This window comes from Pseudomonas sp. Z4-7, from assembly GCF_051131965.1.
Lineage (GTDB): Bacteria > Pseudomonadota > Gammaproteobacteria > Pseudomonadales > Pseudomonadaceae > Aquipseudomonas.
This window is the reverse complement of record NZ_CP071642.1, coordinates 2175758-2201488: the sequence shown is the minus strand read 5'-3', so window position 1 is coordinate 2201488 and position 25731 is coordinate 2175758. Positions and strand designations below refer to the sequence as shown.

Below are 25731 nucleotides of genomic sequence, written 5' to 3'. Positions count from 1 at the left end.
CCGCGAAGAAACCTCGACATTCGGCTCACGGATGACTTTGAACGAACGCGCTTACCCGGCGCCCCTCGAGTTTCTGCGCATGCTTTAGCAAAGAAGAGAGTTAATCCGAATATGCCCACCCGCTCGAAGATCATCTATACCTTCACCGACGAAGCGCCTGCCCTCGCCACCTATTCGCTGCTGCCGATCGTCGAAGCCTTCACCGCTTCGGCCGATATCGCCGTGGAAACCCGCGATATCTCCCTCGCAGGGCGCATCCTGGCCAGCTTCCCCGAGCAACTGGGTGACAAAGCCGTAGCCGACCACCTCGCCGAACTGGGCGACCTGGCCGTCACGCCTGAAGCCAACATCATCAAGCTGCCGAACATCAGCGCCTCGGTGCCGCAACTGCAGGCCGCGATCAAGGAATTGCAGGCCCAGGGCTACGCACTGCCGGACTACCCGGAAACCGTGACCACCGACGCCGAGAAAGAAGTCCGCGCCCGTTACGACAAGGTCAAGGGCAGCGCCGTGAACCCGGTCCTGCGCGAAGGCAACTCCGACCGCCGCGCGCCGCTGTCGGTGAAGAACTACGCTCGCAAGCATCCGCACAAGATGGGCGCCTGGGCTGCCGATTCCAAATCCCACGTGGCCCACATGAGCACCGGCGATTTCTACGGCAGCGAAAAAGCTGCCTTGATCGACGCCGCGGGCAGCGTGAAGATCGAGCTGATCGCCAAGGACGGTACTGCCACTGTCCTGAAGGAAAAAACCACCGTCCAAGCCGGTGAGATCCTCGATTGCGCGGTCATGAGCAAAAATGCCCTGCGCAATTTCATCGCCGCCGAAATCGAAGACGCCAAGCAGAAAGGCGTGCTGCTGTCGGTTCACCTCAAAGCGACCATGATGAAGGTCTCCGACCCGATCATGTTCGGCCAGATCGTGGCTGAGTACTATAAGGACGCGCTGGCCAAGCACGCCCAGGTACTGGAGCAGATCGGCTTCAACCTGAACAACGGCATCGGCGACCTGTACGCCCGCATCAAGGCCCTGCCGGCCGAGCAGCAGGCGCAGATCGAAGCCGACATCCAGGCGGTCTATGCCGTTCGTCCGGCACTGGCGATGGTCAACTCCGACAAAGGCATCACCAACCTGCACGTGCCGAGCGACGTCATCGTCGACGCCTCGATGCCAGCCATGATCCGTGACTCTGGCAAGATGTGGGGCACCGACGGCCAGCTGCACGACACCAAGGCCGTGATCCCGGATCGCTGCTACGCGACCATCTACCAGGCCGTGATCGAAGACTGCAAGCAACACGGCGCCTTCGACCCGACCACCATGGGCAGCGTGCCGAACGTCGGCCTGATGGCCAAGAAAGCCGAAGAGTACGGCTCCCACGACAAGACCTTCCAGATCAAGACTGACGGCGTGGTCCGCGTCTCGGACAACAACGGTCGCACCCTGCTGGAGCAGAACGTCGAGGCTGGCGATATCTTCCGCATGTGCCAGACCAAGGACGCGCCGATCCAGGACTGGGTCAAGCTCGCCGTCAACCGCGCCCGCGCCAGCAGCACCCCGGCAATCTTCTGGCTCGACCCGATGCGCGCCCACGATGGCGTGATGATCGAGAAGGTCCAGGCTTACCTGAAGGATCACGATACCAGCGGCCTGGAGATCCGCATCATGTCGCCTGTCGACGCGATGAAGTTCACCCTGGCGCGTACCCGCGAAGGCAAGGACACCATCTCGGTGACCGGCAACGTACTGCGTGACTACCTGACCGACCTGTTCCCGATCATGGAACTGGGCACCAGCGCCAAGATGCTCTCGATCGTGCCACTGATGAACGGTGGCGGCCTGTTCGAAACCGGCGCCGGCGGCTCGGCACCCAAGCACGTGCAGCAATTGCTGGAAGAGAACTTCCTGCGTTGGGATTCCCTGGGCGAGTTCCTGGCCCTGGCCGCATCCCTGGAACACCTGGGCGTGACCTACAACAACCCGAAAGCACTGGTGCTGGCCAAGACTCTCGACCAGGCGACTGGCGAATTCCTGGACCGCAACAAGTCGCCTTCGCGCAAGGTCGGCGGCATCGACAACCGCGGCAGCCACTTCTACCTGACCCTGTTCTGGGCCCAGGCACTGGCCGCCCAGGATGACGACGCAGCCCTGAAGGCGCAGTTCACCACCCTGGCCAAGACCCTGACCGACAACGAAGAAAAAATCGTTGCCGAGCTCAACGCCGTCCAAGGTAAGCCAGTGGACATCGGCGGCTACTACTTCGCCAACCCCGAGCTGACCAGCAAGGCCATGCGCCCGAGCAACACCTTCAACGCGGCGATTGCTGCGCTGGTATAAGGTTGCAAGGAAACACCACAAACCCCGGCCCTGTGCCGGGGTTTGTGTTTCTGGCATTTACACTATCCGTCAGACAGCACCCGACCCTGTGGGAGCGAGCTTGCTCGCGATTGCAATTCATCATTCAATTCAAATATTGACTGACCCACCGCTATCGCGAGCAAGCTCGCTCCCACAGTTGGATTGGAGTACAGCCGCCAGAGACAGGTCGGCTGCCAGGCCACCTTCGCGAGCAGGCTCGCTCCCACAGGAGAAACGCGCTCTCACCAAGAACCAGGCCGGCTATCAGGCCGCCTCGCTTTTGATCTTGATCTTGATCTTGATCTGGGGCGCCCCGTTAACCACGATGGCCGAACGCAGGCGTTGCGCAGTGGGCAACCCGGCATGGATGCCGGGTTAGCCGCGCTGGGCCATGGATGGCCCTTCGCGGCGGCCCACGGAGCAATGCCGGAGTGAGGGCATGCCGAGCCCAGGCGAGGCACCGAGTGGTGGGGCTAAGCCTTTTTGGTTACTTTTTTGGCGTCTGAAAAAAGTGACCCGCCGTAAGGGCGGAACCCTAAGCAGCCGTGACCGCAGCAATGGATATGTACTCAATCAATGAAACCCGGCCAGCGAGCAGGCTCGCTCCCACAATTAGATGGGGGTACAGCTGGGCGGGCCTTTGATGTAGTCCGCGATGAATAGCAGTTTCAGGTCCATAGGTCTCGCCATGGCACGGTCAGATCCTCGAAAACCGACCCTGCCAGTTGAAAACTGTTACCTATGTGAGTGAACTGATTTGTAACCTATGTGGGTGAGTCATACCCCCAAAGCCTTTTTGGTTACTTTTTTGGCGTCTGAAAAAAGTGACCCGCCGTAAGGGCGGAACCCTAAGCAGCCGTTACCGCAGCAATGGATATGTACCCAGCCAACCAAATCCGAGAAATAGAGGAATCTCATGAACTGGCAACCCCACATCACCGTCGCCACCATCGTCGAAGACCACGGCCGCTTCCTGATGGTCGAAGAATCCAAGGGCGGACGAGCAGTGCTCAACCAGCCCGCCGGCCACCTGGACCCGAACGAAACACTGATCCAAGCCGCCATACGTGAAACCCTCGAAGAAACCGGCTGGGACGTCGAACCCACCAGCATCACCGGCATCTACCTCTACACCGCCCCGAGCAACGGTGTGACCTACCAACGGGTCTGCTTCGCCGCCAAAGCCCTGAAACACCACCCGGACTATCAACTGGACGACGGCATCCTCGGCGCCAAGTGGCTGACCCGCGACGAATTGCTGGCACAGCGCGACCGCTGGCGCAGCGAGCTGGTCATCCGCTGCATCGACGATTACCTGGCCGGCCATCGCCACAGCCTGGAGCTTATCCGCCCTTCTCTTTAGCCTTGCACGCCCGGGCCTGATAGAATCGCGTCCTTTTTCAAGACACTCATTGAATTCCTATGCGTGATCCAGCCTCTTCGAACACCCCCAAGCAACGCGTCATAGTCGGCATGTCCGGCGGCGTGGACTCTTCCGTTTCCGCCCTTCTGCTGATCGAGCAGGGTTATGAGGTGGAAGGCCTGTTCATGAAGAACTGGGAAGAAGACGACGGAACCGAATACTGCACCGCCATGGACGACCTGGCGGACGCCCAGGCCGTCTGCGACCGGATCGGCATCAAGCTGCACACCGCCAACTTCGCCGCGGAATACTGGGACAACGTGTTCGAGCACTTCCTCGCCGAATACAAGGCCGGTCGCACGCCGAACCCGGACATCCTCTGCAACCGCGAAATCAAGTTCAAGGCGTTCCTCGACTACGCCATGATGCTCGGCGCCGACCTGATCGCCACCGGTCACTACGTGCGCCGCCGCGACATCGACGGTCGTACCGAGCTGCTCAAGGGCCTGGACCCGAACAAGGACCAGAGTTATTTCCTGCACGCCGTCGGCGGTGAACAGATCGCCAAGACCCTGTTCCCGGTGGGCGAGCTGGAAAAACCCGAAGTGCGCGCAATTGCCGAGAAACATGACCTGGCCACCGCGAAGAAGAAGGATTCCACCGGGATCTGCTTCATTGGCGAACGGCGCTTCAGCGATTTCCTCAAGCAATACCTGCCGGCCCAGCCGGGCGAGATCAAGACCACCGAAGGCGAAGTCATCGGCCGCCACCACGGTCTGATGTACCACACCATCGGCCAGCGCCAGGGCCTGGGCATCGGCGGCTTGAAAGATGCCGGTGAAGAGCCCTGGTACGTGCTGGTCAAGGACCTGGAGCACAACGAGCTGATCGTTGGCCAGGGCAATGACCATCCATGGCTGTTTTCCCGCGCCCTGCTCGCCTCCGACATCTATTGGGTCAACCCGATCGACCTCAGCGAACCGCGCCGCCTGACCGCCAAGGTTCGCTACCGCCAGAGCGACCAGCCCTGCACCCTGGAAAAAACCGCCAGCGGCTATCGCGCCACGTTCGATGATCCGCAGCGCGCGGTCACCCCCGGCCAGTCCGTGGTGTTCTACGGCGGTGAAGTCTGCCTCGGCGGCGGCGTGATAGAAGTCGCCGAGCCATGGAGCAGCCAGGCATGACGCCGATCCAGGAACAACTGACGGCACTCGGCGGGGTGTTTCTCGCCGCGGTGCTGGTGGACCGGATCGCCAAGACCGGCCAGGCCACCGAAGCCGGCCTGGGCTGCATGCTCGGCAGCCTGCTGGTGCGCGACCCCAAGGACACCCTGGAGGTCTACGGAGGCGATGACCTGAACCTGCGCGAAGGCTACCGTGCGCTGATCGGCGCCCTGGAGCGCGACCCCAGTGCCCTGCAACGGGAGCCGCTGCGCTACGCCCTGTCGATGCTGGGCCTCGAGCGTCAGCTGGCCAAGCGCGACGACCTGCTGGAGACCATCGGCAAACGCCTGCCGCAGATCCAGTCCCAGGTCGAACACTTCGGCCCGTCCCACGAAAACGTGATCGCTGCTTGCGGCGCGCTGTACCAGGACACCTTGAGCACCCTGCGCCAGCGCATCCAGGTGCATGGCGACATGCGTAACCTGCAGCAGCCTAGTAACGCTTCAAAGATCCGCGCCCTGTTGCTGGCCGGGATTCGCTCGGCGCGGCTGTGGCGACAACTGGGCGGGCATCGCTGGCAGTTGGTGATCAGCCGGCGCAAATTGTTGAAAGAGCTTTACCCGTTGATGCGCAACGAATAAGTCGCCTCGACCTGCTTGTGGACATTGAGGGGCTGCTTACAGCCCAGCGGGAGCAAGCTCCCTCGCCACAGGTAATGAACAGTTTTATCTCGATACGCGTAACACGCCGGTCAGTTGGCAACGGACCGGCGCTGGATTTCATGTATGATACGCGCCCCATTTCGTTGCCCGACTGTCCGAGAACACCCCATGCAGCTCTCTTCGCTCACTGCGGTTTCCCCTGTAGACGGCCGCTACGCCGGCAAAACCCAGGCCCTGCGCCCTATTTTCAGCGAGTACGGCCTGATCCGTGCCCGCGTTCTGGTTGAAGTGCGCTGGCTCCAGCGCCTGGCCGCTCACCCTGGCATTGGCGAAGTACCGGCCTTTTCCGCCGAAGCCAACGCGGTACTGAACGCCCTGGCCGACGATTTCGCGCTGGAGCACGCCGAGCGCGTCAAAGAGATCGAGCGCACCACCAACCACGACGTCAAGGCCATCGAATACCTGCTCAAGGAGCAGGCGGCCAAGCTGCCGGAACTGGCCAACGTCAGCGAGTTCATTCACTTTGCCTGCACCAGCGAGGACATCAACAACCTGTCCCACGCCCTGATGTTGCGCGAAGGCCGTGACGAGGTGATGCTGCCCCTGATGCGCCAGACCGCCCAGGCCATCCGCGAACTGGCGATCCGCTTCGCCGACGTGCCGATGCTGTCGCGCACCCACGGTCAACCGGCTTCGCCGACCACCCTGGGCAAGGAGCTGGCAAACGTGGTGTATCGCCTGGAGCGCCAGATCGCTCAGGTGGCCGCCGTGCCACTGCTGGGCAAGATCAACGGCGCCGTGGGCAACTACAACGCCCACCTGTCGGCCTACCCGGACATCGACTGGGAAGCCAACGCCCGCGCCTTCATCGAAGACGAGCTGGGCCTGAGCTTCAACCCGTACACCACCCAGATCGAACCGCATGACTACATCGCCGAGCTGTTCGATGCGATCGCGCGCTTCAACACCATCCTGATCGACTTCGACCGTGACATCTGGGGCTACATCTCCCTGGGTTACTTCAAGCAGCGCACCATCGCCGGCGAAATCGGTTCCTCGACCATGCCGCACAAGGTCAATCCGATCGACTTCGAAAACTCCGAAGGCAACCTGGGCATCGCCAACGCGCTGTTCCAGCACCTGGCGAGCAAGCTGCCGATTTCCCGCTGGCAGCGCGACCTGACCGACTCCACCGTGCTGCGCAACCTGGGCGTAGGTTTTGCCCACAGCGTCATCGCCTACGAGGCCAGCCTCAAGGGCATCAGCAAGCTGGAACTGAACGAGCAGAAAATCGCCGCCGACCTGGATGCCTGCTGGGAAGTCCTGGCCGAGCCGATCCAGACCGTGATGCGTCGCTATAACATCGAAAACCCCTATGAAAAGCTGAAAGAACTGACCCGTGGCAAGGGCATCAGCCCGGACGCGTTGCAGACTTTCATCGATGGCCTGGACATGCCTGCCGAGGCCAAGGCAGAGCTGAAGAAACTGACCCCGGCCAGCTACATCGGCAACGCGGCGGCACAAGCCAAGCGCATCTGACACATCGCTTCACCTTTGAGACGCCCGGCCGCGCCGGGCGTTTTTATTCGCGTCTGAAAAGTATATTTTTTCAATAGGTTACACATGAATTCTGACATTCCACTGCAACTCCTGGGCGGTATCACGGCACGGGAGTTCCTGCGCGACTACTGGCAGAAGAAACCCCTGCTGATCCGCCAGGCCATTCCTGACTTCGAAAGCCCGATCGACGCCGACGAATTGGCCGGCCTTGCGCTTGAGGAAGAGATCGAGTCACGCCTGGTGATCGAACACGGCGAGCGCCCCTGGGAATTGCGTCGCGGCCCGTTCGCCGAAGACGAATTCAGCAAACTGCCGGAGCGCGAGTGGACCCTGCTGGTGCAGGCGGTCGACCAGTTTGTACCGGAAGTCAGCGAGCTGCTGGAGCATTTCCGCTTTTTGCCGAGCTGGCGCATCGACGATGTGATGATCAGCTTCGCTGCCCCAGGTGGCGGCGTCGGCCCGCATTTCGATAACTACGATGTGTTCCTGCTGCAGGGCCACGGCAAGCGCAACTGGAAAATCGGCCAGATGTGCAACTCCGAAAGCCCGCTGCTGCCCCATGCAGACTTGCGCATCCTCGCCGATTTCGAGCCGACCGAGGAATGGGTCCTGGAACCTGGCGACATGCTCTACCTGCCGCCGCGCCTGGCCCACTGCGGCGTCGCCGTGGATGACTGCATGACCTATTCGGTGGGTTTCCGCGCACCGAGCGCCGCCGAGGTGCTGACCCATTTCACCGACTTCCTCAGCCAGTTCCTGCCGGACGAAGAGCGTTACACCGACGCCGATGCGCGGCCCGTCGCCGACCCGCATCAGATCCAGCATGACGCCCTGGACCGACTCAAGGGCCTGCTGGCCGAGCACATGAGCGACGAGCGCCTGCTGCTGACCTGGTTCGGCCAGTTCATGACCGAGCCGCGCTATCCGGAACTGGTCGTCGGCCCGGAGCTGGAAGAGGACGATCTGCTGGCCGGCCTGGAACAGGGCGCAGTGATCATTCGCAACCCGAGCGCTCGCCTGGCCTGGTCGGAAGTCGATGAAGACCTGTTGCTGTTCGCCAGCGGCCAGAGCCGTTATTTGCCGGGCAAATTGCGCGACCTGTTGAAGATGATCTGTGCCGCCGACGCGCTGCACATCGAAAACCTCGGCCCATGGCTGGCCGACGAGGACGGTCGCGGCCTCATTCATGAATTGGTCAAGCAAGGTAGCCTGGGGTTCGCCGATGAATAAAATTCACGTTCGTGTCGCAGACTGGCAAAAGGATAACGCCGAGATCCGGCGCATTCGTGAAGCGGTATTCATTGCCGAGCAATCCGTGCCGCCGGAGCTGGAGTGGGATTCGGATGACCAGGACGCTGTGCATTTCCTGGCCTTCGAAGGCGACTTCCCCATCGGCACCGCGCGCCTGCTGACCGATGGCCATATCGGCCGCGTCTCGGTCCTGAAGGATTGGCGCGGCCTGAAAGTCGGCGATGCGCTGATGCACGCAGCAATCGCCGAGGCCGAGAAGCGCGGGCTCAAGCAGCAGATGCTCAGCGCCCAGGTGCACGCCACGCCGTTCTACGAGCGACTGGGGTTTGCGGTGGTCAGCGAGGAGTTCCTCGAAGCCGGGATTCCTCACGTGGACATGGTCCGTCATTCGACCTAATACCCCTGTGGCGAGGGAGCTTGCTCCCGCTGGGCTGCGCAGCGGCCCCCGCTTTTTGGGGGCGCTTCGCGACCCAGCGGGAGCAAGCTCCCTCGCCACAAAGGCAGCCTGCAACAACATCCTGCAACGCCCAAAACGCCCCGCCATCCACCGATGCCGGGGCGTTTTGCCGTCTACCATTCAACTTGCCCCACCCGGGGCCGACAAACTGGCAATATCCAGCTTTTGTCTCGCGGAGAAATGGACATGTCCCTACGTACCCTGCTGACCACCCTGCTGCTCGGTTGCAGCCTGTCAGTCATGGCGGCTACCGAAATCGTGCCGCTGAACTACCGCACCAGCGCGGACTTGCTGCCGGTGGCGCAGAACTTCATCGGCAAGGATGGCCAGGTCAGCGCTTACGGCAACCAACTGATCGTCAACGCCGAACCCGGCAAGATCGAAGAACTTCGACAATTCCTGGCGCAGCTCGACGTGGCTCCCAAGCGCTTGCTGATCACGGTCGACACCAATGAAAACAACCTGCAAGGCGACCAGGGTTACTCGATCAACGGAGCCGCACCCAGCCAGACCCGCATCATCAACCGCAGCACCGCCAGCCGTGACGGCGGCGTGCAGCAGATCCAGGCCAGCGAGGGCCAGCCGGCGCTGATCCAGGTGGGCCAGAGCGTGCCCTTCACCAGCAACCAGACCGACGGCTATGGGCGCATGCAAAGCCAGACCGAATACCGCAACGTCACCCAGGGTTTTTACGTAACGGCCAGCGTCACCGGCGAGACCGTTCATCTGAGCATCAGCACCAACCGTGACCGCATGAGCCAGGAACGTCCCGATGTAGTGAACGTGCAAAGCACCGACACAACCGTCAGCGGGCGCTTGGGCGAGTGGATCACCCTGGCCGGGGTGAATCGGCAGAATCAGGCCGATAAACAAGGCCTGACCCGCAGCTACTCGACCCAAGGCCGGGATGACATGATTTTGCGGGTCAAGGTCGATACGCTGAACTGAAGCACCAGAAACTGACTGACAAGTCGTATTAGACCAAAGATGTAGTGCCTGAAAAAAAGCACTACAAAACGTTTGACGAGCCAAAAAACCGAAGGCATGATGGCCTCGCTCCCGCTAATCAGGGGCCCTGGCAAGGGCCTTCGGGTCGACGCTTGCAACTACCCTGCGAGCCGATTCGTGTCTGTACCGCCCACAAGGTGTGTTTGACGAGGTTGCGACTGGAACGAAGTTGTCCCGAGGGACGGAAGCGTAACTAGGTAACCCGGCATCACTCTGAGTTCGTATGAAGGCCCACGACGCCCGAATGCGCCCGCAGCTCGCCCCTACCTGCTCACTTTCCCCTCGAGCCCATCGTTCATCCCGTCGCCTCCCCGCCTCAACCGACTTGTACGCCAGCCTCCTGGTCAGCGAGCAGCCCTTCACACCAATGACTGGTGCGATTGACGAGCTGGGACCTTCCAGCCCGGAACGACCATCCATACAAGACGCGACGAGGTTTATTTCCATGGCACTGACACGCGAACAGCAAATTGCAGCCCTTGAAAAAGACTGGGCTGAAAACCCGCGCTGGAAAGGCGTGAAGCGCAATTATTCGGCTGCTGACGTCGTCCGTCTGCGTGGCTCGGTGCAACCTGAGCACACCTTCGCGAAAATGGGCGCCGAGAAGCTGTGGAACCTGGTCACCCAGGGCGCCAAGCCAGCCTTCCGTCCCGAGAAAGACTTCGTCAACTGCATGGGCGCCCTGACCGGCGGCCAGGCTGTGCAGCAGGTCAAGGCCGGTATCCAGGCCATCTACCTGTCGGGCTGGCAAGTGGCCGCGGACAACAACTCCGCCGAGTCCATGTACCCCGACCAGTCGCTGTACCCGGTGGATTCGGTTCCAACCGTGGTCAAGCGCATCAACAACTCGTTCCGTCGCGCCGACCAGATCCAGTGGAAAGCCGGCAAGAACCCGGGCGACGAAGGCTACATCGACTACTTCGCGCCAATCGTGGCTGACGCCGAAGCCGGTTTCGGCGGTGTACTGAACGCCTACGAACTGATGAAGAGCATGATCGAGGCAGGCGCCGCCGGCGTGCACTTCGAAGATCAGTTGGCCTCGGTTAAAAAATGCGGCCACATGGGCGGCAAGGTACTGGTTCCCACCCAGGAAGCCGTACAGAAGCTGACCGCCGCGCGCCTGGCCGCCGACGTTGCCGGCGTACCGACCATCATTCTGGCCCGTACCGACGCCAACGCCGCTGACCTGCTGACATCCGACTGCGATCCGTACGACCAGCCGTTCGTCACCGGCACCCGTACCCAGGAAGGCTTCTACAAGGTGCGCGCCGGTCTCGACCAGGCCATCGCCCGCGGCCTGGCCTACGCCCCGTACGCCGACCTGATCTGGTGCGAAACCGCCAAGCCGGACCTGGACGAGGCTCGTCGCTTCGCCGAAGCGATCAAGAAGGAATACCCGGACCAACTGCTGTCGTACAACTGCTCGCCTTCCTTCAACTGGAAGAAGAACCTGGACGACGCGACCATCGCCAAGTTCCAGCGCGAACTGTCCGCCATGGGCTACAAGCACCAGTTCATCACCCTGGCCGGCATCCACAACATGTGGCACAGCATGTTCAACCTGGCGCACGACTACGCCCGCAACGACATGACCGCCTACGTGAAGCTGCAAGAGCAGGAGTTCGCTGACGCCGCCAAAGGCTACACCTTCGTGGCCCACCAGCAGGAAGTCGGCACCGGTTACTTCGACGACATGACCACGGTGATCCAGGGCGGTACCTCGTCGGTGACCGCACTGACCGGCTCGACCGAAGAAGAACAGTTCCACTGATTGCACGCGTAAACGGCCCTTGCGGACCGAATAAAAGCTAACCGCAAAGCCGACGATTTGAAGCCCCGACTGGTTCGGGGCTTTTTTTTGCCTATGCTTTAGCAGCAACCTCGTCACATGAAATGATTTTGTGGCGAGGGAGCTTGCTCCCGCTGGCTGCGCAGCAGCCTTTTTGTGAGCGCTTCGCACTCAAGCGGGAGCAAGCTCCCTCGCCACAAGGATCCAGACAGGCCTTAAGGAAGCGCTCCCACAGAAAAAGCAAAAAGATTGATCGAACGCAGTAACGGGCAGTCTGAAAAAGAGTAAAACGGCCGGCGCTGACAACTGCGGTCTCCGCTATATAAGACATGTTCTCAGTTGTTGCATCGAGCCCATACGGCGATCACAGGCCAAACAATAATAATTATCATTTGAAGGGCGTTTCCATTGTTACATCCAAAACGAAATTCCATTGTGCATTCGACGGCCAATCCCCACGGGGCCGGGCTCGCGAGGTCGTGGAGGCGCGCTATGTCCTTATTCCAATAAATAATTTCGCTATAGGAATTTTACTTGCCCGGTGTTTAGCCATAAAATCACCGCGATTGATTGCTGCGACATATCGTCACTGCGTTATTTCTTTTCAAGCTCAGAGACCTTTGCTCTCTGTTAAGGATTTCCAGCATGCCCGAAGCGACAGGACTCATGGCCCACAACTGGGGCTTTGCCATATTCCTTCTGGGTGTTGTCGGCCTGTGTGCCTTCATGCTCGGCGTGTCGAGCCTGCTCGGGTCAAAAGCCTGGGGCCGCAGCAAGAATGAACCGTTCGAGTCCGGCATGCTGCCTACCGGTGGCGCCCGCTTGCGGCTCTCAGCCAAATTCTATCTGGTCGCGATGCTCTTCGTGATCTTCGATATCGAAGCCCTTTTTCTCTTTGCATGGTCTGTGTCCGTCCGCGAAAGCGGCTGGACCGGATTCGTCGAAGCTCTCGTTTTCATAGCAATTCTGTTGGCAGGTCTTGTCTACCTTTACCGGGTGGGGGCTCTTGATTGGGCTCCGGAAGCTCGGCGCAAGCGGCAGGCGAAGCTGAAACAATGAGGCTTTGGCAATGCAATACAATCTCACCAGGATCGACCCCGATGCTCCTAACGAGCAGTATCCGATCGGCAAGCGGGAAACCGTTTCCGATCCGTTAGAAGATCAAGTTCACAAGAACATCTTCATGGGCAAGCTCGAAGACGTGCTGAACAGCACGGTCAACTGGGGTCGCAAGAACTCCCTGTGGCCGTACAACTTCGGCCTTTCGTGCTGCTACGTGGAAATGACCACCGCCTTCACGGCGCCCCACGACATCGCGCGCTTTGGCGCCGAGGTGATCCGGGCATCGCCGCGCCAGGCGGACTTCATGGTTATCGCCGGTACGCCGTTCCTGAAAATGGCTCCCATCATCCAGCGCCTGTACGAACAGATGCTGGAACCCAAGTGGGTCATTTCCATGGGCGCGTGTGCCAACTCCGGCGGCATGTACGACATTTATTCCGTGGTCCAGGGAGTCGACAAGTTCCTCCCGGTGGATGTCTACGTGCCCGGCTGCCCGCCCCGCCCCGAAGCGTTCCTGCAAGGCCTGATGCTGCTGCAGGAATCCATCGGCCAGGAGCGTCGCCCACTGTCCTGGGTCGTCGGTGATCAAGGCGTCTATCGCGCCGACATGCCGTCGCAAAAGGAACAGCGCCGCGAACAGCGAATCGCAGTCACCAACCTGCGCAGCCCCGACGAAGTCTGATCCAGCTCTGTTCTGTAGAAGAAACGAGAACCTGGCTTCATTCTTTACGTTGACCGAAAGCGATAAATAACCATGACTACAGGCAGTGCTCTGTACATCCCGCCTTACAAGGCAGACGACCAGGATGTGGTCGTCGAACTGAACAACCGCTTTGGCGCCGAGGCGTTCACCGCCCAGGCCACCCGCACCGGCATGCCGGTGCTTTGGGTTGCCCGCGCCAGGCTCATCGAAGTCCTGACTTTCCTGCGCAACCTGCCCAAGCCGTACGTCATGCTCTATGACCTGCACGGCGTGGACGAGCGCCTGCGCACCAAGCGCCAGGGGCTGCCGGGCGCCGACTTCACCGTGTTCTACCACCTGCTGTCGATCGAGCGTAATAGTGACGTAATGATCAAGGTCGCCTTGTCCGAGAGCGACCTCAGCGTGCCGACCGTGACCGGCATCTGGCCGAACGCCAACTGGTACGAGCGTGAAGTCTGGGACATGTTCGGCATCGACTTCCCCGGCCACCCGCACCTGACCCGCATCATGATGCCGCCGACCTGGGAAGGTCACCCGTTGCGCAAGGACTTCCCGGCCCGCGCCACCGAGTTCGACCCGTACAGCCTGACCCTGGCCAAACAGCAGCTCGAGGAAGAATCCGCGCGCTTCAAGCCGGAAGACTGGGGCATGAAGCGTTCCGGCGCCAACGAGGACTACATGTTCCTCAACCTGGGCCCGAACCACCCTTCGGCCCACGGTGCGTTCCGTATCATCCTGCAACTGGACGGTGAAGAGATCGTCGATTGCGTCCCGGACATCGGCTATCACCACCGTGGCGCCGAGAAGATGGGCGAGCGTCAGTCCTGGCACAGCTATATTCCGTACACCGACCGCATCGATTACCTCGGCGGTGTGATGAACAACCTGCCGTACGTCCTGTCGGTGGAAAAACTGGCGGGCATCACGGTGCCGGACCGGGTCAACGTGATTCGCATCATGATGGCCGAGTTCTTCCGCATCACCAGCCACTTGCTGTTCCTGGGTACCTATATCCAGGACGTGGGCGCCATGACGCCGGTGTTCTTCACCTTCACCGACCGCCAGAAAGCCTACACCGTGATCGAAGCCATCACCGGTTTCCGCCTGCACCCGGCGTGGTACCGCATCGGTGGCGTTGCCCACGACCTGCCGCGCGGCTGGGAAAAACTGGTCAAGGATTTCGTCGAGTGGATGCCCAAGCGCCTGGACGAATACACCAAGGCTGCGTTGCAGAACAGCATCCTCAAGGGTCGTACCGTCGGCGTCGCCGCGTACAACACCAAGGAAGCGCTGGAATGGGGCGTCACCGGCCCGAACCTGCGCGCCACCGGCCTTGATTTCGACCTGCGCAAGGCGCGCCCGTACTCTGGCTACGAGAACTTCGAGTTCGAAGTCCCGCTGGCGTCCAGCGGCGATGCCTATGACCGCTGCCTGGTTCGCGTCGAAGAAATGCGCCAGAGCGTGAAGATCATCGAGCAATGCATGCGCAACATGCCGGAAGGCCCGTACAAGGCGGACCACCCGCTGACCACGCCGCCGCCAAAAGAGCGCACGCTGCAACACATCGAGACCCTGATCACGCACTTCCTGCAGGTTTCGTGGGGCCCGGTCATGCCGGCCAACGAATCCTTCCAGATGATCGAAGCGACCAAGGGCATCAACAGTTATTACCTGACGAGCGATGGCGGCACCATGAGCTACCGCACCCGGATTCGCACCCCAAGCTACCCGCACCTGCAGCAGATCCCTTCGGTGATCAAAGGCAGCATGGTCGCGGACTTGATCGCGTACCTGGGTAGTATCGATTTCGTTATGGCCGACGTGGACCGCTAAGCATGAACAGCACGCTTATCCAGACAGACCGTTTCGCCCTGAGCGAAACCGAGCGCTCGGCCATCGAGCACGAGCTGCATCACTACGAAGACCCGCGCGCGGCGTCGATCGAAGCCCTGAAGATCGTCCAGAAGGAACGTGGCTGGGTGCCCGACGGCGCGCTCTATGCCATCGGCGAAATCCTCGGCATTCCGGCCAGCGACGTCGAAGGTGTCGCCACGTTCTACAGCCAGATTTTCCGCCAGCCGGTGGGCCGCCACATCATTCGCGTCTGCGACAGCATGGTCTGCTACATCGGCGGCCACGAGTCGGTGGTCAACGAAATCCAGGGCAAGCTGGGCATCGGCCTGGGCCAGACCACCGCCGACGGCCGCTTCACGCTGCTGCCGGTGTGCTGCCTGGGCAACTGCGACAAGGCACCGGCGCTGATGATCGACGACGACACCTTTGGTGACGTCAAGCCGGATGGCGTCGCCAAACTGCTGGAGGGCTACGTATGACCCTGACTTCCTTCGGGCCCGCCAACCGCATCCAGCGTTCGGCCGAAACCCATCCCCTGACCTGGCGCCTGCGTGACGATGGCGAGGCGGTGTGGCTGGACGAATACCAGGCGAAGAACGGCTATGCCGCCGCGCGCAAGGCGTTCGCCGACATGGCTGCCGACGACATCGTCCAGACCGTGAAAGACGCCGGCCTCAAGGGCCGTGGCGGCGCGGGCTTCCCCACGGGAGTGAAGTGGGGCCTGATGCCCAAGGACGAGTCCATCAACATCCGCTACCTGCTGTGCAACGCGGACGAGATGGAGCCCAACACCTGGAAAGACCGCATGCTGATGGAGCAACTGCCCCATCTGCTGATCGAAGGCATGCTGATCAGTGCCCGCGCGCTGAAAACCTACCGTGGCTACATCTTCCTGCGCGGCGAATACACCACCGCCGCCAGGCACCTGAACCGTGCCGTCGAAGAAGCCAAGGCTGCAGGCCTGCTGGGCAAGAACATCCTTGGCTCAGGCTTCGACTTCGAGCTGTTCGTCCACACTGGCGCCGGGCGCTACATCTGCGGTGAAGAAACCGCGCTGATCAACTCCCTCGAAGGTCGTCGCGCCAACCCACGCTCCAAGCCGCCCTTCCCTGCCGCCGTTGGCGTCTGGGGCAAGCCGACCTGCGTGAACAACGTCGAGACCCTGTGCAACGTGCCGGCGATCATCGCCGACGGCGTGGACTGGTACAAATCCCTGGCCCGTGACGGCAGCGAAGACATGGGCACCAAGCTCATGGGCTTCTCCGGCAAGGTCAAGAACCCTGGCCTGTGGGAACTGCCGTTCGGCGTCACCGCCCGCGAGCTGTTCGAGGACTACGCCGGCGGCATGCGCGATGGCTACAAGCTCAAGTGCTGGCAGCCCGGCGGCGCCGGCACCGGTTTCCTGTTGCCGGAACACCTGGACGCCCAAATGTATGCCGGCGGCATCGCCAAGGTCGGCACCCGGATGGGTACCGGCCTGGCGATGGCGGTGGACGACAGCGTCAACATGGTCTCGCTGCTGCGCAACATGGAGCAGTTTTTCTCGCGCGAATCCTGTGGGTTCTGCACCCCTTGCCGCGACGGCCTGCCGTGGAGCGTCAAGCTGCTGATGGCCATCGAGAACGGCGAAGGCCAGCCCGGCGACATCGAGACCCTGCTGGGTCTGGTCGGTTTCCTCGGCCCAGGCAAGACCTTCTGTGCTCACGCACCGGGTGCCGTGGAGCCGTTGGGCAGCGCAATCAAATACTTCCGCCCTGAGTTCGAGGCCGGCATCGCGCCAACCCGCGCGGGCGATCTCAATCAGGTGGTCACGCCGACCATGGTCGGCGCGTAACGACGCTTAACAAGGCGAAGGGTCCGTGCCCTTCGCCTTTCGTTCGATGACGCCTTTTCACCGAGGCTGTTTGGATTCGGACGAACAACAAGATTCCATTAGCCACGCCCGCTGACACCGGGCCAACGAAGAACTTTGAACCATGGCCACTATCCACGTAGACGGCAAAGAGCTCGAAGTCGATGGCGCAGACAACCTGTTACAGGCATGTCTGTCGCTGGGCCTCGACATTCCTTATTTCTGCTGGCACCCCGCCCTTGGCAGCGTTGGCGCCTGTCGCCAGTGCGCGGTCAAGCAGTACACCGACGAAAACGACAAGCGTGGTCGGATCGTCATGTCCTGCATGACCCCCGCCACCGACGGCAGCTGGATCTCCATCGACGACGAAGAAGCGAAAGTGTTTCGCGCCAGCGTCGTCGAATGGCTGATGACCAACCACCCTCACGACTGCCCGGTCTGTGAGGAAGGCGGCCACTGCCACCTGCAAGACATGACCGTGATGACCGGCCACAACGAGCGCCGTTATCGCTTCACCAAGCGCACCCACCAGAACCAGGACCTCGGCCCGTTCATTTCCCACGAGATGAACCGCTGCATCGCCTGCTACCGTTGCGTGCGTTTCTACAAGGACTACGCCGGCGGCACCGACCTGGGTGTGTTCGGCGCCCACGACAACGTGTACTTCGGTCGCGTTGAAGACGGCACCCTGGAAAGCGAGTTTTCCGGCAACCTCACCGAGGTCTGCCCGACCGGTGTGTTCACCGACAAGACGCATTCCGAGCGCTACAACCGCAAGTGGGACATGCAGTTCTCGCCAAGCATCTGCCACGGCTGCTCCAGCGGCTGCAACATCAGCCCGGGCGAACGCTACGGCGAACTGCGGCGCATCGAGAACCGCTACAACGGTTCGGTGAACCAGTATTTCCTCTGCGACCGCGGCCGTTTCGGCTATGGCTACGTCAATCGCAAGGACCGCCCGCGCCAGCCGCTGCTCGCCAATGGCGCCAAGCTGAGCCTGGACGAAGCCCTGGACAAGGCCGCCGAACTGCTGCGCGGTCGCAACATTGTCGGCATCGGTTCGCCACGGGCCAGCCTGGAAAGCAACTACGCCTTGCGTGAGCTGGTCGGCGCCGAGCACTTCTACAGCGGCATCGAAGCCGGCGAGCTGGAACGTATTCGCCTGGTGCTGCAAGTGCTCAAGGACGGCCCGCTGCCCGTGCCGACGATGCGCGACATCGAAGATCACGACGCGGTGTTCGTCCTCGGCGAAGACCTGACCCAGACCGCCGCCCGCATGGCCCTGGCCCTGCGTCAGTCGGTAAAAGGCAAGGCCGAGGACATGGCCGACGCCATGCGCGTCCAGCCATGGCTCGACGCTGCGGTGAAGAACATCGGCCAGCACGCGCTGAACCCGCTGTTCATCGCCAGCCTCGCTGAAACCAAGCTCGACGACGTCGCCGAAGAATGCGTCCACGCCGCTCCGGACGACCTCGCGCGCATCGGTTTTGCCGTCGCCCACGCCCTGGACGCCAGCGCCCCGGCCGTCGACGGCCTGGACAGCGAAGCTGCCGGCCTGGCCCAACGCATCGCCGACGCCCTGCTGGCGGCCAAGCGTCCATTGATCATTGCCGGCACCTCGCTGGGTTCCAAGGCGCTGATCGAAGCCGCCGCCAACATAGCCAAGGCCCTGAAGCTGCGCGAGAAGAACGGTTCCATCAGCCTGGTCGTGCCGGAAGCCAACAGCCTCGGCCTGGCTATGCTCTGTGGCGAATCGGTCGATGCCGCCCTGCAAGCAGTGATCGACGGCAGCGCCGATGCCATCGTGGTGCTGGAGAACGACCTGTTCACCCGCACCGACAATGCCAAGGTCGATGCTGCGCTGAGCGCCGCCAAGGTGGTGATCGTCGCCGACCATCAGAAAACCGCCACCACCGACCGCGCCGACCTGGTGCTGCCGGCGGCGAGCTTCGCCGAAGGCGACGGTACGCTGGTCAGCCAGGAAGGTCGCGCCCAGCGCTTCTTCCAGGTCTTTGATCCGCAATACCTGGACGCCAGCATCCTGGTCCACGAAGGCTGGCGCTGGCTGCATGCCTTGCGCGCGACCCTGCTGAACCAGCCGATCGACTGGACCCAGCTGGACCACGTCACCGCCGCTGTTGCCTCGAGCAGCCCGCAGTTGAACCGCATCGTCGACGCCGCGCCGTCCGCCGCGTTCCGCATCAAGGGCCTGAAGCTGGCGCGCGAACCGCTGCGCTATTCCGGTCGCACCGCGATGCGCGCCAACATCAGCGTGCACGAACCGCGTATGCCGCAGGATCAGGACACCGCGTTCGCCTTCTCCATGGAAGGTTACTCGGGCTCCGCCGAACCGCGCTCCCAGGTGCCGTTCGCCTGGTCGCCGGGCTGGAACTCGCCGCAAGCCTGGAACAAGTTCCAGGACGAAGTCGGCGGTCACCTGCGCGCCGGTGATCCGGGCACCCGCCTGATCGAAAGCCAGGGCGATGGCCTCGGCTGGTTCGCCAGCGTGCCACGCGCCTTCAATCCGGCACCGGGCACCTGGCAGGTCGTGCCGTTCCATCACCTGTTCGGCAGTGAAGAGAACTCTTCCAAGGCCGAGCCGGTGCAGGAGCGCATCCCGGCGGCCTACGTGTCGCTGGCCAAGTCCGAAGCCGATCGCCTGGGCGTCAACGATGGCGCCTTGCTGAGCCTGAACGTTGCGGGCCGGACCTTGCGTCTGCCGCTGCGCATCAATGAAGAACTGGGCGCCGGCCTGGTGGCCCTGCCGGCTGGCCTGGCGGGCATTCCACCGGCGATTTTCGGCAAGACTGTCGACGGTCTGCAGGAGGCGGCGCAATGAGCTGGTTCACCCCTGAAGTGATCGCGGTGATCCTGACGGTCCTCAAGGCCATCGTGATCCTGCTGGCCGTGGTGGTCTGCGGCGCGTTGCTGAGCTTCGTCGAACGTCGCCTGCTCGGCTGGTGGCAGGACCGCTACGGTCCGAACCGCGTCGGCCCGTTCGGCATGTTCCAGATCGCCGCCGACATGATCAAGATGTTCTTCAAGGAAGACTGGACGCCACCGTTTGCCGACAAGGTGATCTTCACCCTGGCACCGGTCGTGGCCATGAGCGCCTTGCTGATCGCCTTCGCGGTCATCCCGATCACCCCGACCTGGGGCGTGGCGGACCTGAACATCGGCCTGCTGTTCTTCTTCGCCATGGCCGGTCTTTCGGTGTACGCGGTGCTGTTCGCCGGTTGGTCGAGCAACAACAAGTTCGCCCTGCTCGGCAGCCTGCGGGCCTCGGCCCAGACCGTGTCCTATGAAGTGTTCATGGGCCTGTCGCTGATGGGCATCGTGATCCAGGCCGGCTCGTTCAACATGCGCGACATCGTCGAGTACCAGGCCCAGAACCTGTGGTTCATCATTCCGCAGTTCTTCGGTTTCTGTACTTTCTTCATCGCCGGCGTGGCCGTGACTCACCGTCACCCGTTCGACCAGCCGGAAGCGGAACAGGAACTGGCCGACGGTTACCACATTGAATATGCCGGCATGAAATGGGGCATGTTCTTCGTTGGCGAGTACATCGGCATCATCCTGATCTCGGCGCTGCTGGTAACGCTGTTCTTCGGTGGCTGGCACGGTCCGTTCGGCATCCTGCCGCAACTGTCCTTCGTCTGGTTCGCCCTGAAGACCGCGTTCTTCATCATGCTGTTCGTCCTGCTGCGCGCCTCGATCCCGCGCCCACGCTACGACCAGGTGATGGACTTCAGCTGGAAATTCTGCCTGCCGCTGACCCTGATCAACATGCTGGTGACCGCTGCGATCGTTTTGATGAACGCGCCTGCGGCCGCGGTTCAGTGAGGATTTGACCCATGTTCAAATATATTGGCGACATCGTTAAGGGTACCGGTACCCAACTGCGAAGCCTGGTCATGATCTTCGGCCATGGCTTTCGCAAGCGCGACACACTGCAATACCCGGAAGAAGCGGTCTACCTGGCGCCGCGTTATCGCGGCCGTATCGTCCTGACCCGCGACCCTGACGGCGAGGAACGCTGCGTGGCCTGCAACCTGTGCGCCGTGGCGTGCCCGGTAGGTTGCATCTCGCTGCAGAAAGCCGAGACCGAAGACGGTCGCTGGTACCCGGACTTCTTCCGTATCAACTTCTCGCGCTGCATTTTCTGCGGGTTGTGCGAGGAAGCGTGCCCGACCACCGCGATCCAGCTCACGCCGGATTTCGAAATGGCCGACTTCAAGCGTCAGGACCTGGTGTACGAGAAAGAAGATTTGCTGATTTCCGGTCCCGGTAAAAACCCTGATTACAACTTCTATCGTGTTGCAGGTATGGCCATTGCCGGTAAGCCGAAAGGCGCCGCGCAGAACGAAGCCGAACCGATCAACGTGAAGAGCTTGCTGCCTTAAGGAAGAAAGATGGAATTCGCTTTCTATTTCGCATCGGGTATCGCGGTGGTGTCCACGCTTCGTGTGGTCACCAACACCAACCCTGTGCACGCCCTGCTCTACCTGATCATTTCGCTGATCGCCGTGGCCATGACCTTTTTCGCTCTCGGAGCACCGTTCGCCGGTGCCCTGGAAGTGATCGCCTACGCCGGCGCCATCATGGTGCTGTTCGTATTCGTGGTGATGATGCTCAACCTGGGTCCGGCAGCCGTCCAGCAGGAACGCTCCTGGCTCAAGCCGGGCATCTGGGCCGGGCCGGTGATTCTCTCCGCGCTGCTGCTGGGTGAACTGCTGTATGTGCTGTTCGCCCACCAGAGCGGCCAGGCCATCGGCCACACCACCGTAGGCGCCAAGGCCGTGGGCATCAGCCTGTTCGGTCCGTACCTGCTGGTGGTCGAACTCGCCTCGATGCTGCTGCTTGCCGCAGTCGTCACGGCGTTCCATTTGGGCCGTAACGAGGCGAAGGAGTAATCACATGCCTGCTATCCCTCTCGAGCATGGTCTGGCGGTTGCCGGCATCCTGTTCTGTCTCGGTCTGGTCGGCCTGATGGTCCGCCGCAACATTCTGTTCGTGCTGATGAGCCTGGAGGTCATGATGAATGCCTCCGCCCTGGCCTTCATCGTCGCGGGCGCGCGCTGGGCGCAACCGGATGGACAGATCATGTTCATCCTGGTGATCAGCCTGGCAGCCGCCGAGGCCAGTATCGGCCTGGCGATCCTGTTGCAGCTGTACCGCCGCTTCCACACTCTCGATATTGACGCTGCCAGCGAGATGCGCGGATGAACCTTCTCTTCCTGACTTTCGTATTTCCCCTCATCGGTTTCCTGCTGCTGTCGTTCTCCCGTGGACGCTGGTCGGAAAACCTTTCGGCGCTGGTTGGCGTGGGCTCGATCGGCCTGTCCGCCCTCGTCACCGCCTATGTGATCTGGCAATTCAACGTCGCCCCACCGGAAGGTGGCCGGTACGTGCAGGTGCTGTGGCAGTGGATGGCGGTGGAAGGCTTCACGCCGAACTTCGCCCTCTACCTGGACGGCCTGTCGGTGACCATGCTTGGCGTGGTGGTCGGCGTGGGTTTCCTGATCCACCTGTTCGCCTCTTGGTACATGCGCGGTGAAGCCGGTTACTCGCGCTTCTTCGCCTACACCAACCTGTTCATCGCCAGCATGCTGTTCCTGGTCCTCGGCGATAACCTGTTGTTCCTGTACTTCGGCTGGGAAGGCGTGGGCCTGTGCTCGTACCTGTTGATCGGTTTCTACTACAGCAACCGCAACAACGGTAACGCCGCGCTCAAGGCATTCATCGTGACCCGCATCGGCGACGTGTTCATGGCCATCGGCCTGTTCATCCTGTTCCAGCAACTGGGCACGCTGAACATCCAGGAGCTGCTGGTTCGTGCTCCGGAGCACTTCAAGGCCGGCGACTTCTGGATCGTCCTGGCGACCCTGATGCTGCTGGGCGGTGCTGTCGGTAAATCCGCGCAACTGCCGCTGCAGACCTGGCTGGCGGACGCGATGGCCGGCCCGACCCCGGTTTCGGCACTGATCCACGCCGCGACCATGGTCACCGCGGGCGTCTACCTGATCGCCCGTACCCATGGCCTGTTCGCCCTGGCGCCGGACATCCTGCACCTGGTCGGCCTCGTTGGCGGCGTGACCCTGGTGCTGGCCGGTTTTGCCGCGCTGGTGCAGACCGACATCAAGCGTATCCTCGCCTACTCGACCATGAGCCAGATCGGCTACATGTTCCTGGCCCTGGGTGTCGGCGCCTGGGAAGGCGCGATCTTCCACCTGATGACCCACGCGTTCTTCAAGGCCCTGCTGTTCCTTGCCTCCGGTGCGGTGATCGTTGCCTGCCACCACGAGCAGAACATCTTCAAGATGGGCGGCCTGTGGAAAAAACTGCCGTTGGCCTACGCCAGCTTCATCGTTGGCGGCGCGGCCCTGGCGGCCCTGCCACTGGTCACTGCCGGTTTCTACTCCAAGGACGAAATCCTCTGGGAAGCGTTCGCCAGCGGTAACCAGGGTCTGCTCTACGCCGGCCTGGTGGGTGCGTTCATGACCTCGCTGTACACCTTCCGCCTGATCTTCATCGCGTTCCACGGTGAAGCCAAGACCGAAGCCCACGCCGGCCACGGCATCGCCCATTGGCTGCCGCTGTCGGTGCTGATCGTGCTGTCGACCTTTGTCGGCGCAATGATCACCCCACCGCTGGCCGATGTGCTGCCGCAAAGCGTCGGCCATGCCGGCGGCGAAGCCAAGCACAGCCTGGAAATCGCCTCGGGTGCCATCGCCCTGGCGGGGATCCTGCTGGCCGCCCTGCTGTTCCTTGGCAAGCGCCGCTTCGTCACGGCCATCGCCAACAGCGGCATCGGGCGTTTCCTCTCGGCCTGGTGGTTCGCCGCCTGGGGCTTCGACTGGATCTACGACAAACTGTTCGTCAAGCCATACCTTGCGATCAGCCACATTCTGCGCAAAGACCCGCTCGACCAGACCATTGGCCTGATCCCGCGCATGGCCAAGGGCGGCCACACCGCCCTGAGCCGTACCGAGACCGGTCAACTGCGTTGGTATGCGGCTTCCATGGCGGCTGGCGCCGTGCTGGTTATCGGCGCCATCGTGCTGGTAGCGGTCTGATATGAACCTTGCGAACTTGCGAAAGGAAACGAGCCCGTCATGATTCTGCCCTGGCTAATCCTGATCCCCTTCATCGGCGGCCTGCTGTGCTGGATGGCGGAGCGTTCCAGCTCTACCCTCCCGCGCTGGATTGCGCTGCTGACCATGTCCCTGGAACTCGCGCTCGGCCTCTGGCTGTGGGCGACCGGCGACTATTCATTCGCACCGGCCCCTGGCGCCGATCCGACCTGGGCGCTTGAGTTCAAGCACACCTGGATCGAGCGCTTCGGCATCAGCGTGCACCTGGCCCTCGATGGCCTGTCGCTGCTGATGATCCTGCTGACTGGCCTGCTGGGTATCCTCTCGGTACTCTGCTCCTGGAAAGAGATCCAGCGTCACGTCGGCTTCTTCCACCTGAACCTGATGTGGATCCTGGGCGGTGTCGTCGGCGTGTTCCTGGCGCTGGACCTGTTCATGTTCTTCTTCTTCTGGGAAATGATGCTGGTGCCGATGTACTTCCTCATCGCGCTCTGGGGTCACAGTTCTTCGGACGGCAAGAAAACCCGGATCTACGCGGCGACCAAGTTCTTCATCTTCACCCAGGCTTCCGGCCTGATCATGTTGGTGGCGATCCTTGGCCTGGTGCTGGTGAACTTCAACAACACCGGCGTGATTACCTTCAATTACGCCGACCTGTTGAAAGTGCAGATGTCGCGCACCACCGAATACGTGCTGATGCTGGGCTTCTTCATCGCCTTCGCGGTGAAGCTGCCGGTGGTGCCGTTCCACTCCTGGCTGCCGGACGCCCACGCCCAGGCACCGACCGCCGGTTCCGTGGACCTGGCCGGTATCCTGTTGAAAACGGCGGCCTACGGCCTGCTGCGTTTCGCCCTGCCGCTGTTCCCGAATGCCTCGGCGGAGTTCGCGCCGATTGCCATGACCCTGGGCCTGATCGGGATTTTCTACGGTGCGTTCCTGGCATTTGCCCAGAGCGATATCAAGCGCCTGATCGCCTTCTCCAGCGTCTCGCACATGGGCTTCGTGCTGATCGGGATCTACTCCGGCAGCCAGTTGGCCCTGCAAGGCGCGGTGATCCAGATGCTCGCCCACGGCCTGTCGGCCGCGGCGCTGTTTATCCTCAGCGGTCAGTTGTACGAGCGCCTGCACACCCGGGACATGCGTGAAATGGGCGGCATCTGGTCGCGCATCGCCTACCTGCCGGCCATCAGCCTGTTCTTCGCGGCCGCGTCCCTGGGTCTGCCAGGCACCGGCAACTTCGTCGGCGAGTTCCTGATCCTGATCGGCTCGTTCGTCAGCGCACCGTGGATCACCGCGATCGCGACGTCCGGCCTGGTGTTCGGTTCGGTCTACTCGCTGATCATGATCCACCGCGCCTACTTCGGTCCGGCCAAGTCGGACGAAGTGTTGCGGGGCATGGACGGTCGCGAACTGATCATGGTGCTCGGCCTTGCGGTGCTGCTGGTTTACCTCGGCGTCTACCCGCAACCGTTCCTCGACACCTCTGCCGCCACGATGCATGGCGTGCAGCAGTGGCTCGGCACCGCCTTCTCTCAACTCGCTTCGGCCCGGTAAG

Annotated in this window: 21 protein-coding genes; all 21 read left to right on the top strand. The window is 61.8% G+C overall.

Going from position 1 to position 25731, the window contains the following annotated elements; genetic code table 11:
* Nucleotides 1-111: 111 nt before the first annotated feature.
* The 21 genes from J3P91_RS09940 to nuoM all read left to right on the top strand — a co-directional run bounded on the left by J3P91_RS09940 (nucleotide 112) and on the right by nuoM (nucleotide 25730).
* Nucleotides 112-2337 carry an NADP-dependent isocitrate dehydrogenase gene (locus J3P91_RS09940; protein WP_434603720.1) on the top strand — a complete coding sequence of 742 codons (2226 nt, stop codon included), beginning with the start codon at nucleotides 112-114 and terminating at the stop codon, nucleotides 2335-2337.
* A gap of 937 nt (nucleotides 2338-3274) precedes the next feature.
* Complete coding sequence (locus J3P91_RS09935; protein WP_434603718.1) at nucleotides 3275-3721, top strand: NUDIX hydrolase; 447 nt, start codon at nucleotides 3275-3277, stop codon at nucleotides 3719-3721.
* A 59-nt stretch (nucleotides 3722-3780) separates the two neighbouring features.
* The gene (mnmA, locus tag J3P91_RS09930; protein ID WP_434603716.1) at nucleotides 3781-4905 is read left to right on the top strand and encodes a tRNA 2-thiouridine(34) synthase MnmA; all 1125 of its coding nucleotides are present in this window, start codon (nucleotides 3781-3783) and stop codon (nucleotides 4903-4905) included.
* Nucleotides 4902-5525 (top strand): high frequency lysogenization protein HflD, encoded by a 624-nt coding sequence (hflD, locus tag J3P91_RS09925; protein WP_305495552.1) that lies wholly within the window; start codon nucleotides 4902-4904, stop codon nucleotides 5523-5525. The genes mnmA and hflD overlap by 4 nt, the downstream gene beginning before the upstream one ends.
* A 189-nt stretch (nucleotides 5526-5714) precedes the next feature.
* Nucleotides 5715-7085, top strand: coding sequence for an adenylosuccinate lyase (gene purB / locus J3P91_RS09920; RefSeq protein WP_434603714.1), 1371 nt, complete (start codon nucleotides 5715-5717; stop codon nucleotides 7083-7085).
* Nucleotides 7086-7169: 84 nt separating this feature from the next.
* On the top strand, nucleotides 7170-8336 hold the full coding sequence (locus J3P91_RS09915) for a JmjC domain-containing protein (RefSeq protein ID WP_434603712.1): 1167 nt from the start codon (nucleotides 7170-7172) through the stop codon (nucleotides 8334-8336).
* Nucleotides 8329-8754 (top strand): GNAT family N-acetyltransferase, encoded by a 426-nt coding sequence (locus J3P91_RS09910; protein ID WP_434603710.1) that lies wholly within the window; start codon nucleotides 8329-8331, stop codon nucleotides 8752-8754. Before J3P91_RS09915 ends, J3P91_RS09910 begins: the two co-directional genes overlap by 8 nt.
* Nucleotides 8755-9000: 246 nt before the next feature.
* Nucleotides 9001-9762 (top strand): secretin N-terminal domain-containing protein, encoded by a 762-nt coding sequence (locus tag J3P91_RS09905; RefSeq protein ID WP_434569022.1) that lies wholly within the window; start codon nucleotides 9001-9003, stop codon nucleotides 9760-9762.
* A gap of 505 nt (nucleotides 9763-10267) precedes the next feature.
* Nucleotides 10268-11593 carry an isocitrate lyase gene (gene aceA, locus J3P91_RS09900; RefSeq protein WP_014337679.1) on the top strand — a complete coding sequence of 442 codons (1326 nt, stop codon included), beginning with the start codon at nucleotides 10268-10270 and terminating at the stop codon, nucleotides 11591-11593.
* Between the two features lie 663 nt (nucleotides 11594-12256).
* Nucleotides 12257-12670, top strand: a complete 414-nt coding sequence (locus J3P91_RS09895) for an NADH-quinone oxidoreductase subunit A (protein ID WP_030141323.1) — start codon at nucleotides 12257-12259, stop codon at nucleotides 12668-12670.
* A gap of 10 nt (nucleotides 12671-12680) precedes the next feature.
* Nucleotides 12681-13355: a NuoB/complex I 20 kDa subunit family protein gene (locus J3P91_RS09890; RefSeq protein ID WP_186609323.1), complete on the top strand. Its 675-nt coding sequence runs from the start codon at nucleotides 12681-12683 to the stop codon at nucleotides 13353-13355.
* Nucleotides 13356-13427: 72 nt separating this feature from the next.
* Entirely contained in the window at nucleotides 13428-15209 is a 1782-nt protein-coding gene (gene nuoC, locus J3P91_RS09885) for an NADH-quinone oxidoreductase subunit C/D (protein WP_434603708.1), read from the top strand.
* A 2-nt stretch (nucleotides 15210-15211) separates the two neighbouring features.
* On the top strand, nucleotides 15212-15709 hold the full coding sequence (nuoE, locus tag J3P91_RS09880; RefSeq protein ID WP_434603706.1) for an NADH-quinone oxidoreductase subunit NuoE: 498 nt from the start codon (nucleotides 15212-15214) through the stop codon (nucleotides 15707-15709).
* On the top strand, nucleotides 15706-17064 hold the full coding sequence (nuoF, locus tag J3P91_RS09875) for an NADH-quinone oxidoreductase subunit NuoF (RefSeq protein ID WP_434569024.1): 1359 nt from the start codon (nucleotides 15706-15708) through the stop codon (nucleotides 17062-17064). The genes nuoE and nuoF overlap by 4 nt, the downstream gene beginning before the upstream one ends.
* A 142-nt stretch (nucleotides 17065-17206) precedes the next feature.
* A complete protein-coding gene (gene nuoG, locus J3P91_RS09870) occupies nucleotides 17207-19921 on the top strand; it encodes an NADH-quinone oxidoreductase subunit NuoG (RefSeq protein WP_434603704.1) in 2715 nt (904 codons plus the stop codon).
* A complete protein-coding gene (nuoH, locus tag J3P91_RS09865; RefSeq protein WP_186609329.1) occupies nucleotides 19918-20925 on the top strand; it encodes an NADH-quinone oxidoreductase subunit NuoH in 1008 nt (335 codons plus the stop codon). The genes nuoG and nuoH overlap by 4 nt, the downstream gene beginning before the upstream one ends.
* A gap of 11 nt (nucleotides 20926-20936) precedes the next feature.
* Nucleotides 20937-21485, top strand: coding sequence for an NADH-quinone oxidoreductase subunit NuoI (nuoI, locus tag J3P91_RS09860; RefSeq protein WP_072392816.1), 549 nt, complete (start codon nucleotides 20937-20939; stop codon nucleotides 21483-21485).
* A 9-nt stretch (nucleotides 21486-21494) separates the two neighbouring features.
* Nucleotides 21495-21995, top strand: coding sequence for an NADH-quinone oxidoreductase subunit J (gene nuoJ, locus J3P91_RS09855; RefSeq protein WP_030141317.1), 501 nt, complete (start codon nucleotides 21495-21497; stop codon nucleotides 21993-21995).
* A 4-nt stretch (nucleotides 21996-21999) separates the two neighbouring features.
* Nucleotides 22000-22308 carry an NADH-quinone oxidoreductase subunit NuoK gene (gene nuoK / locus J3P91_RS09850; protein ID WP_003180046.1) on the top strand — a complete coding sequence of 103 codons (309 nt, stop codon included), beginning with the start codon at nucleotides 22000-22002 and terminating at the stop codon, nucleotides 22306-22308.
* Nucleotides 22305-24158 (top strand): NADH-quinone oxidoreductase subunit L, encoded by a 1854-nt coding sequence (gene nuoL / locus J3P91_RS09845; protein WP_434603702.1) that lies wholly within the window; start codon nucleotides 22305-22307, stop codon nucleotides 24156-24158. The genes nuoK and nuoL overlap by 4 nt, the downstream gene beginning before the upstream one ends.
* A gap of 39 nt (nucleotides 24159-24197) precedes the next feature.
* Complete coding sequence (nuoM, locus tag J3P91_RS09840; RefSeq protein ID WP_434569028.1) at nucleotides 24198-25730, top strand: NADH-quinone oxidoreductase subunit M; 1533 nt, start codon at nucleotides 24198-24200, stop codon at nucleotides 25728-25730.
* Nucleotide 25731 lies beyond the last annotated feature (1 nt).

Bases quoted from the DNA above. Each gene is read 5' to 3' on its own strand.
- hflD (WP_305495552.1), top strand. From the start codon at position 4,902: ATGACGCCGATCCAGGAACAACTGACGGCACTCGGCGGGGTGTTTCTC.
- J3P91_RS09940 (WP_434603720.1), top strand. From the start codon at position 112: ATGCCCACCCGCTCGAAGATCATCTATACCTTCACCGACGAAGCGCCT.
- J3P91_RS09905 (WP_434569022.1), top strand. From the start codon at position 9,001: ATGTCCCTACGTACCCTGCTGACCACCCTGCTGCTCGGTTGCAGCCTG.
- aceA (WP_014337679.1), top strand. From the start codon at position 10,268: ATGGCACTGACACGCGAACAGCAAATTGCAGCCCTTGAAAAAGACTGG.
- nuoK (WP_003180046.1), top strand. From the start codon at position 22,000: ATGCCTGCTATCCCTCTCGAGCATGGTCTGGCGGTTGCCGGCATCCTG.
- nuoH (WP_186609329.1), top strand. From the start codon at position 19,918: ATGAGCTGGTTCACCCCTGAAGTGATCGCGGTGATCCTGACGGTCCTC.
- nuoI (WP_072392816.1), top strand. From the start codon at position 20,937: ATGTTCAAATATATTGGCGACATCGTTAAGGGTACCGGTACCCAACTG.
- J3P91_RS09895 (WP_030141323.1), top strand. From the start codon at position 12,257: ATGCCCGAAGCGACAGGACTCATGGCCCACAACTGGGGCTTTGCCATA.
- nuoC (WP_434603708.1), top strand. From the start codon at position 13,428: ATGACTACAGGCAGTGCTCTGTACATCCCGCCTTACAAGGCAGACGAC.
- nuoM (WP_434569028.1), top strand. From the start codon at position 24,198: ATGATTCTGCCCTGGCTAATCCTGATCCCCTTCATCGGCGGCCTGCTG.
- nuoJ (WP_030141317.1), top strand. From the start codon at position 21,495: ATGGAATTCGCTTTCTATTTCGCATCGGGTATCGCGGTGGTGTCCACG.
- J3P91_RS09910 (WP_434603710.1), top strand. From the start codon at position 8,329: ATGAATAAAATTCACGTTCGTGTCGCAGACTGGCAAAAGGATAACGCC.
- nuoF (WP_434569024.1), top strand. From the start codon at position 15,706: ATGACCCTGACTTCCTTCGGGCCCGCCAACCGCATCCAGCGTTCGGCC.
- nuoG (WP_434603704.1), top strand. From the start codon at position 17,207: ATGGCCACTATCCACGTAGACGGCAAAGAGCTCGAAGTCGATGGCGCA.
- mnmA (WP_434603716.1), top strand. From the start codon at position 3,781: ATGCGTGATCCAGCCTCTTCGAACACCCCCAAGCAACGCGTCATAGTC.
- purB (WP_434603714.1), top strand. From the start codon at position 5,715: ATGCAGCTCTCTTCGCTCACTGCGGTTTCCCCTGTAGACGGCCGCTAC.
- nuoL (WP_434603702.1), top strand. From the start codon at position 22,305: ATGAACCTTCTCTTCCTGACTTTCGTATTTCCCCTCATCGGTTTCCTG.
- nuoE (WP_434603706.1), top strand. From the start codon at position 15,212: ATGAACAGCACGCTTATCCAGACAGACCGTTTCGCCCTGAGCGAAACC.
- J3P91_RS09935 (WP_434603718.1), top strand. From the start codon at position 3,275: ATGAACTGGCAACCCCACATCACCGTCGCCACCATCGTCGAAGACCAC.
- J3P91_RS09915 (WP_434603712.1), top strand. From the start codon at position 7,170: ATGAATTCTGACATTCCACTGCAACTCCTGGGCGGTATCACGGCACGG.
- J3P91_RS09890 (WP_186609323.1), top strand. From the start codon at position 12,681: ATGCAATACAATCTCACCAGGATCGACCCCGATGCTCCTAACGAGCAG.